An 8799-nucleotide genomic window follows, 5' to 3' on the forward strand; every position below is an offset into this window, starting at 1 on the left:
ACGGAGTGGCTTGAAAAGCTTTACACCCTGATTGAAATTAGATGGGACTGCACGGGGCGGGGTCACGGTTGCCATTCGCCAAAAGATGGGGATCCCCGTCAAGTATGTGGGCGTTGGTGAGCAAATAGAAGACCTTGAGATCTTTAACTCACAGGGATTTGTTGACGCGCTGTTTGAATAATGCCCAAAAAATACTCTGAACTTAAAAGTCGAGTATATAGCGACTTGTTCGTTTCTACACATGAACGTTTACGTCTGTGCTTAGAATATGCGCATGCTTATCAATCTTAAGTATTTGGTAAGATATTTCGCCTTGTGAGTTTAGTAGAGTAGGTGAACCCCTCCCGATCATGCAAGCTTTTCGTGACGTATCTCTTTTCATCAAAGTCCTTACGGAATATTCCGATATTCGGAGTTAGAGCCATCGTTTTGGTAGCGCTCAATTTGTGGACCATTACAGGTCAACTCATTCTAACGATGGTATTTTTATCCGTCAGTATGGCTTCGCCTAACAAAATGTTTTGTCAAGCTTATACGCCCCCCTTCTGACGGTATGGAGACCATGCACCTTGCACGTGCACTCAGGAGTTAAAAATGCAAAAACTGAATAAAATCACCAGACAAGCCAGAATGACTGGGCTCCTACTAAGTGGGCTGGGTCTCATGGCTATATCACCCGCATTTGGTGGTGACGCCGCTTGTGCTCCCTCTTGCACACCGGACAAGCCCAATGCCTGCTGCACCAAAGTATTCGAAGAAGCTGGCGACAAATTAGCTGCCGAACTTGATCGGTTAACAGCAGAATGCTGTGCCCCCAAGTCATGCGACACTGGTTGCACTGATCCAAATACCTGCTGTGGTGAAGCATCAAGCGATGATGAAGATTGCTGCTTTAAACTTTCCAGTGTGTTTGACAAATGTGATGGCAGCAATCACCTGACAGACAACGGCTGGAAACTGAGCGGTTGGTTAGAATTCGGCATGACATTCAATGGTAACCGTCCCGCTAACGATTTGAACACGCCCGGTGTTGGGTTCAATCAGGCTGACAGCCAGTTCATGATGAACCAACTCTACTTCGTTCTCGAAAAAGACGCTGCTGCCAACGAAGACTGTTTCGGCTGGGGTGGTCGTGTAGACATGGTTGTAGGTTCGGATGCACAGGACACATCTACTTTCGGTGGTCCTAACGGCAATCCCAACTTCGATGGAGTTTGGACTAGCAATAATACTGCAACTGCAAACCAGATTGGACTGGCAATGCCTCAGATGTATGCATCGTTTTATGCTCCTATCGGCAACGGTGTGACTCTGAACGTTGGGCATTTCTATACCACCATCGGATATGAAGTAGTTCCTGCTCCCGACAACTTCTTTTATTCGCATGCATACACAATGCAGTTTAATGAACCTTTTACTCACACCGGTGCATTAGCCAGTACCGATTTGAATGACAATGTCGCGCTGACCGGCGGTATTACCACGGGTTGGGACGACTTTGAAAATCAGAATAATAAGTGGAGCTTCCTTGGTTTGATTAGCTGGACCAGCGACAGCGAAGACACTTCTGTTGCTTTCTCACTTAGTACAGGTGCAGAAAATGATGCCTTCGGTGGTACATCAGATCTAACGGTCTTCAGCATTGTTGCCCAACAAAAATTGAGTGACAAAATGTCTTATGTTTTCCAGCATGACCACATGTTCTTCCGTAATGGAGACGTCGCAGACCCTGGTCAGGATGCTGAAACTTATGGTATTAACCAGTATCTATACTACGACATGTGTGATAGCACCCGTGCCGGGATGCGAGTTGAATGGTGGCGAGACCATAACGGTACTCAATTAGGCACTGCAGGGGCAAATTACTACGAAGTTACAGCAGGATTGAACTATAAATGGAACTCCTGCCTGCGAATTCGCCCTGAAGTTCGCTGGGACTGGTCTGATAATGCTTCTCCATGGACTAATTCCAGCGGAGCCGCTAAAAACAGCCAATTCACTGTTGGTACAGATGTAATTCTCACCTTCTGATATCAATGGGAGTTTTTTCTCCCCATTCGTTCGGAATTTCCGAATCAGAAAGCGACAAAAAAGGAGCCCTCTTCGCTGGAGAGGGCTCCTTTTATTTTTGCCTCAACGCTATGCGTTCTCACAGATTGCCATCCGGGAACGCTGCCTGTTATAATCGTGTTTCTCCAGAACAACATTGAAATTCTCATTTCGTTCTTCTTCAGAGTCTCTGAAAACGAAAGACCATAGCACGATGAATCAATTGGTGTTAACAGTGTGTTTCCTGCTTCAGATCGCCTTCGTGACTGTGGCTTCGGGTCAGGAGACAATGGAACCGCCCAATATCATTCTTGTGATGGCAGATGATTTAGGCTGGTCTGACATTGGTTGTTACGGCGGAGAAATTGATACGCCGCATATTGACTCATTGGCGCGCGATGGTTTGAGCTTCACACAGTTCTATAATAATGCCATCTGCGGACCCACGCGAGCATCTCTGCTGACAGGCTTATACTGCCAGCAGGTAGGACATCGAGGGGATCGCTGGAATGAGCCAAAAGACTTCAATAAATGCGTCACCATTGGAGAAGTTCTGCAACAGGCCAACTACCAGACAATGATGGTTGGTAAATGGCAGGGGCGGGACTCCGCATTGGACCGGGGTTTTGATCATTTTTTCGGACCGATGTGTCAGGCCAAGATCAGCTACTTTCACGAAGTCGACAAGAATCCATACTACTTAGATCGTAAACGAATTGAGCTACCGAAAGATTTCTATCTGACTGATGCTCTAACCGATTACGCAGTTCGCTTTCTGCGAGAGAGTCTTTCTGAAAAAAGGCCGTTCTTTCTCTACGTCGCACACATTGCCCCCCATTGGCCTCTGCATGCAAGAGAAGTTGATGTAGCTCCCTTTCGGAAACGCTATCGAACGACTGGCTGGGACGAGGTTAGAGCACAGCGTTTTCAAAATCAGCGTCAGTCAGGACTGGTCCCAGATTATTGGAAACTCTCTCCACGATCTACGGGCATTCAAGACTGGAACAGCGATCAGCAAAAAAATTGGCAGGCAGAACGGATGGCCGTCTATGCTGCCCAGATTTCATCAATAGATCGAGGTCTCGGCCAACTTCTTAAAACTCTGAAAGACGCCAACGCAGTGGAGAACACACTCGTGATCTTTCTCTCCGATAATGGGGCAGCCCCCGATGGTGGCCTCTCTCCCAGTAAGAGTGGTTTTGGTTTCGGGCCGAACTCAAAGAAGATCGGCTGGCGAAAAGATCACGTACCAATTCGGCCTGGCAGCGGTCCTGACAATCCGCCGGGGCCGCATGACACATTCGCCGGTTATGGACTGGCATGGGCAAATGCCAGTAATACTCCATTGCGCGGTACAAAGTTAGGCGCCTACGAAGGCGGCATCCGAACGCCGCTGGTCGCCCGCTGGCCTGCTGTAATTCGTGAGCGTGGTAGTATTGAGAAACAACCCGGGCACGTGATCGACTTTATGGCAACATTCCTGGATGTCGCTAACACCAGTTATCCCACTCAATTTGAAGGACGTCAGCCATTGCCAGTGGAAGGCAAGAGCCTGCTACCCCTCTTTCAGGGACATCAACGTCAAGAACATAAAGCGATCTACTGGAATGTGCCCCGACATCAAGCCATCCGCATGGGACAATGGAAAGCCATTCGACCAAAGAAAGATGGTCAATGGCAGCTTTTTAATCTTGAACTGGATGGAACCGAGACTACAGATCTTGCTGAACGCGAATCAGATCGACTGAAAAAGATGGTCAGCCAGTTTGAAACCTGGCACAAACGCGTCAACGAAAAATGAAAAAACCGACACAATGAAAAGAGCAGACCATTCACATAGAGCCCGCAGTAGTGAGTCCGCTGTTGAAAACCCAATGTGTACCTGCAAACAAGCATCTCAGATTTAATGTTTAAAATGCCGTCGACCAGTAAAGACCATGGCCATCCGATGTTCATTGCAGGCATCGATCACTTCTTCATCCCGAACGGAGCCTCCCGGTTGGATAATCGCAGTCACTCCTGCTTTAGCCGCTTCATCGACGCCATCCCGAAACGGGAAAAAGGCATCAGAGGCTACGATCGCCCCTTTGCTTCGCTCTCCGGCTTTGTAAGCAGCAATAAACGAAGAATCCAGCCGACTCATTTGACCAGCCCCCGCGCCAAGCAACATTTCATCCTTTGCTAAAACGATGGCATTCGATTTAACATGACGGCAAACAATCCAGCCAAATGAAAGATCATGTAATTCCTGTGGAGTCGGTTCACGATTCGTGACGATTTTCCATTCTGCAGAATTATCGGGAAGTTCATCTTTTTCCTGAACCAGCAATCCTCCGGAAACTCTACGATAATCAAGACTTGCTATTGAATGCGGCACCATCATGGGGCATTTCATCAACCGCACATTTTTTTTCCATTTGGGTTTTGTAGTCAGTAGTTCAAAAGCGTCCTGATCAAAATCAGGAGCAAGAATCGCTTCAATAAAGCGATTCGGTTCACATAATTTTTCAGCAGTTTCTCGATCAACAGTACGATTAAAACTCAGAATCGAACCAAAGGCACTCACCGGATCTCCGGCATATGCTTTTTCAAATGCTTCGACCAGCGAATCTGCTGTCGCACAGCCACAGGGATTAGTATGTTTAATCACAATCGCAGCAGGTTTTTCGAAATCGCTGGCAATTTGCAATGCCGCGTCCAGATCCAGGAAATTATTATAGGAAAGTTCTTTTCCGTTCAACTGCTCCGCCTGCGCAACACTCGCAACAGGTGGATCTTTCTCAACATAAAATGCCGCAGTCTGGTGAGGATTTTCGCCATAACGTAATTGATCTCGACGAACGAGATTAATACTGATCTGCTGATCAAAGCGTGAGCTAGCCTCTGCTTGTGAAGGTAAAACAGACGCCATATAGTTGGCAACAGCGCGGTCGTAACATGCGGTCATCTCAAACGCCGCTGCTGAAAGTTTCAGGCGAAACTCTGGATTTAAAGGTCCCGACTGCAATGCATCCAGCACCTGATTGTATTGCTCCCGGGATGTAACGACTCCCACATAGGCATGATTTTTCGCGGCAGATCGAACCATACTGGGGCCGCCAATATCAATCTGTTCGATTGCTTCCGTCAATGAAACATTCGGTCGGGCTATCGTTTCTTCAAATGGATAAAGATTACAGATGACAAGCTCAAAAGGAATAATTTCGAATTCTTTGATCGCTGCGGCATCTTCGCTTAAATCAGGTCTGCCAAGAATAGCTCCATGTACCTTTGGGTGAAGCGTCTTGACCCTTCCGTCCATGATTTCAGGAAAGCCTGTGTACTCAGAGATATCAATGACATTGACACCCTGTTCTTCCAGATAACGCCGGGTTCCCCCGGTAGATACAAATTCAAAACCCAATTCAGAAAGACCTTTGACAAAAACATCAAGGCCCGACTTATCACTGACACTTACCAAAGCACGACGCGGATGCGAATTACTCATTTGTTTATTAATCAATCGGCTGAGAATACAGAAAAGACAGTGCTTTCCTGTCATATAAAGAAACAAAACCAAGTGTCGGCAAATCGGAATTCAAGGATCAACAGGCAACGATTTGCTGCCAGACACTCTCAACGAATGGTTAGTTTAGCTGCAATCGGATCAGAAAACAAACCTGATGAATCCAGCGTCAAATAATCTGAAAAACACGTTATTGATTTGCGTTTTCATTCGCTGGCGCAGGGGCAGCTGCCGCATCAGTGGCACTTGGCTCGGGAGCGATTTCGGGCAGAATGGGATAACGATCCTGGTGCTTGAACCGAACAGGAAATGGCAGATCGCTCTGCCTAAGACACATAATCAAACCTGATTCGGAAGCACAGAAAATACGATCTGTCTGTTCATTCATCAATTTGACCTGATATTTTCTAAGAGGCACTGCAGACAGAACAGCACCATCTTTGCGGGAAAGAATGAGCAAATTCCCAAGCTCGTCCGAAGCGTAAACCCTTGTTGGCGTCAAGGATATAAAACTCGAAGCCAATGGTTGCCACCATTGTTCATGGCCACTCGCAGCTGAAAGCTCAAACAGGCCATTCTTTTGTGAAGAGAGATAGACATTATTATCAAGTACAGTTACCGGTTTGCGTAATGGGAAAGAAGTACGAATTCTCCACTTAACAATCCCGTTTAAAATATTCAGGCAGTACAGATTCTGGTCTTCCGAAGCAAGAAAAAGACTTTTCCCGGACTCGGCTAAATTGGCTGAAATCGGGGCATCTGTTTCAAATTGAAACGCCAGTTGACGATTATTGATGGTCACAGAATAGAGTGATCCATCCTGACTGGCAAAAATCAATGAACGAGAAGTAACGATGGGAGGTGTATTGATCGTATCTCCCGTCTGATAGGTCCAGCGAATGGCACCATCCCGCCAGCCTGGCAGTTTTGACTCATTGTTCAATTCTTTCAGCTTCTTCAAATCCCAGGCATAGACTCGTCCCTTTAATGTTCCAACATAGATCATATCTTCATCAACTGTCGGACTGGTCGAAGCAGAATTGGGGAGTTTCAATTCCCAGTTGATTTCTCCATTTAACCTGTTGATAGAGAATAGATTCATACCAACAGTAACAAAGACATGCTTTGAATTTGAAACGGGGGGATAACTAACATTATTGCCACGACCCAGTTGAGTGGCCCACAGTTTTTTTCCGGTTTCATTATTGAAAGCAGTTATGATTCCAGAAGTTGAAAGCGCATATAAATTGATTTCATCCAGTGAGAGATGGACAATTCGGTCTCGATGTGGATCCACAGTTGCCTGGCCCCACCAGACGCGGTCTAAATCAAACTGAACCAGCTCGCGTTGAGAAAGTAGCGAGATCCCAACCGATGATTCATTGAGTTTCTGAGCCATCAGACTCTCAGTTGATGACACTGTCAGAATCAACGCCAGAAAACTAAAAGCCAAATTCTTCCAACCAGCCATATTACTATCTTTTCAATTATGATTTCAGGAAACAGATTTTGATTGATGAAAGGGAATCTTCACAATCAATGAGCGCAAAACAGAATCGGTTCTCCCCAATTCTACATCACGCATACATGACCTTCGGAAGATGTCATTAAAAACAGACCCCGATTGTTGATTCATACCAACCTCGCATGACTCACAAATCCTATTCTACCCACTCTCCCAAACAGGAAGCCAGCATTGTTCGGGCTTGATTTTAATTTTTTCGCCCTTCACACTGAACATTTTGTTGCTGTCTCTTGAATATGCTTCGAATTGAATGATTTTACGGATTATCGAATACCGGGATCTCTCTTCTCAGATTGAGATTTGCGGGCCGCAAATTACCAGCATGAGGAGCACCACACAGCGATTCAGAACTACCAATTCATGCACCGAAAGTCTACAATATAATTAGGGTTTGGTATGAACCATTCCCCTGTATCAAGAGTTCCCATCGAAACTGCTCGAAATCTTCGAATACCATCTATAATCATGAGTGAACTGGTATGAGAACAGGCATCACAAATTCATTTCTAAACACTTCGATCCATGTTTTCAGAATCGTGATTCTTTTCACATTGATTCTTATTACTGGCTTCCCACTCACCCTTGCGCGCGCAGATTTGCTCAAACTTAAAAATGGGGGTGAGATTCGGGGTAAACTTCTGCCACTTTCAAACTCTGGATCGAAAGAGGTTCGAACTGTTAAAACTCTCACAGGGGGGTCCATTACAGTTGATGCGCAACAGATTGAATTTATCACGAATCGTTCGCTTTTGATTGAAGAGTATGAAACAAAATCTGTCGAGATTGAGAACACCGTCGAAGCCCACCTGAAACTTGCCCACTGGTGTTCACAAAAATATTTGCGTTCACAAAGAAATCAGGAAATGGAAAAGATTCTTCAGCTTGATCCCAATCATGCGAAAGCCCGTGCATCCCTGGGATATACAAAACGGGACGGCGAGTGGATGACTCGTGATGAAGCCATGCGTAAAAATGGTTACATTAGATACAAGGGACGATATGTGTCCTCTGTGGAATTAGAATTACTCGAAAAAAATGAAGCAGAACTGAAAGAAGAACGTAAATGGATCAAGGAAGTGAAACTCTGGATGGCCTGGATGAACAGCAATCAGGTGCTACAGCAACAGGATGGATTAAAAAAGATTCAGTCCATTAGAGATCCACATGCCGTCGCTGCTTTAGCCAGATTGATGGGAAAGCATAATAATATCATGCTGCGGTCACTTCTTGTTTCCACCTTGACTCAAATTCCTGGAGACAAGCCACTCCGTCCACTGGCCGAACTGACTTTAACAGATCCCGTGCAGGCCATACGTAACACTGCTCTGGCAGCCCTTACCAAACGGGATGCCACCCGCGCGATCGCTTTTTTTATAGAGGCATTAAAAAACAAATCCAATCTCATAGTCCAAAGAGCAGGAAATGGTCTGGAAGCGATCGGTAATCAATCGGTGGTGCCGGATCTGATCTCTGCATTGACAACCAGCCATATCTATCGCGTCAGAGTGCCCGATGCGACATCGACTTATAGTTATAATACGAATGGTACTTTTGGAAATTCCGGTGTAGTCCTGCCCCCTGATATCGAAGCAGGATTATTAGCAGGTCGCTACCCGAACGGCGTGATCGTGCTTCCCAGTCAACAACCCAAAGTACGTATGCGAACCGTCTCTGTGAAACACATCCATCAGAATGAATCCATTTTGCTGGCATTGCAAAA

5 protein-coding genes and 1 pseudogene are annotated in these 8799 nt (G+C 46.0%); 4 read left to right on the forward strand and 2 right to left on the reverse strand.

What is annotated here, in order from left to right; genetic code table 11:
- Positions 1 to 34 precede the first annotated feature (34 nt).
- The 3 genes and pseudogenes from Q0668_RS06960 to Q0668_RS06970 all read left to right on the forward strand — a co-directional run.
- Positions 35 to 181 (forward strand): annotated as a pseudogene (locus tag Q0668_RS06960) (signal recognition particle-docking protein FtsY); the annotation flags it as partial.
- A gap of 413 nt (positions 182 to 594) precedes the next feature.
- Positions 595 to 2031 carry a porin gene (locus Q0668_RS06965; protein ID WP_298861870.1) on the forward strand — a complete coding sequence of 479 codons (1437 nt, stop codon included), beginning with the start codon at positions 595 to 597 and terminating at the stop codon, positions 2029 to 2031.
- Positions 2032 to 2338: 307 nt separating this feature from the next.
- On the forward strand, positions 2339 to 3850 hold the full coding sequence (locus Q0668_RS06970; RefSeq protein WP_298861873.1) for an arylsulfatase: 1512 nt from the start codon (positions 2339 to 2341) through the stop codon (positions 3848 to 3850).
- Between the two features lie 102 nt (positions 3851 to 3952).
- Here the strand turns inward: Q0668_RS06970 and purH are convergent, their stop codons facing one another.
- The gene (gene purH / locus Q0668_RS06975; protein WP_298861876.1) at positions 3953 to 5536 is read right to left on the reverse strand and encodes a bifunctional phosphoribosylaminoimidazolecarboxamide formyltransferase/IMP cyclohydrolase; all 1584 of its coding nucleotides are present in this window, start codon (positions 5534 to 5536) and stop codon (positions 3953 to 3955) included.
- Between the two features lie 208 nt (positions 5537 to 5744).
- Complete coding sequence (locus Q0668_RS06980) at positions 5745 to 7025, reverse strand: PQQ-binding-like beta-propeller repeat protein (protein ID WP_298861879.1); 1281 nt, start codon at positions 7023 to 7025, stop codon at positions 5745 to 5747.
- Positions 7026 to 7942: 917 nt separating this feature from the next.
- On the opposite strand from Q0668_RS06980, the gene Q0668_RS06985 reads away from it, so the two are divergent.
- Positions 7943 to 8799 (forward strand): HEAT repeat domain-containing protein (locus Q0668_RS06985; protein WP_298861881.1); only part of this gene is annotated, 857 nt, incomplete at its 3' end.

Origin of the sequence: uncultured Gimesia sp. (genome assembly GCF_937910335.1) — a bacterium.
Classification (GTDB): domain Bacteria; phylum Planctomycetota; class Planctomycetia; order Planctomycetales; family Planctomycetaceae; genus Gimesia.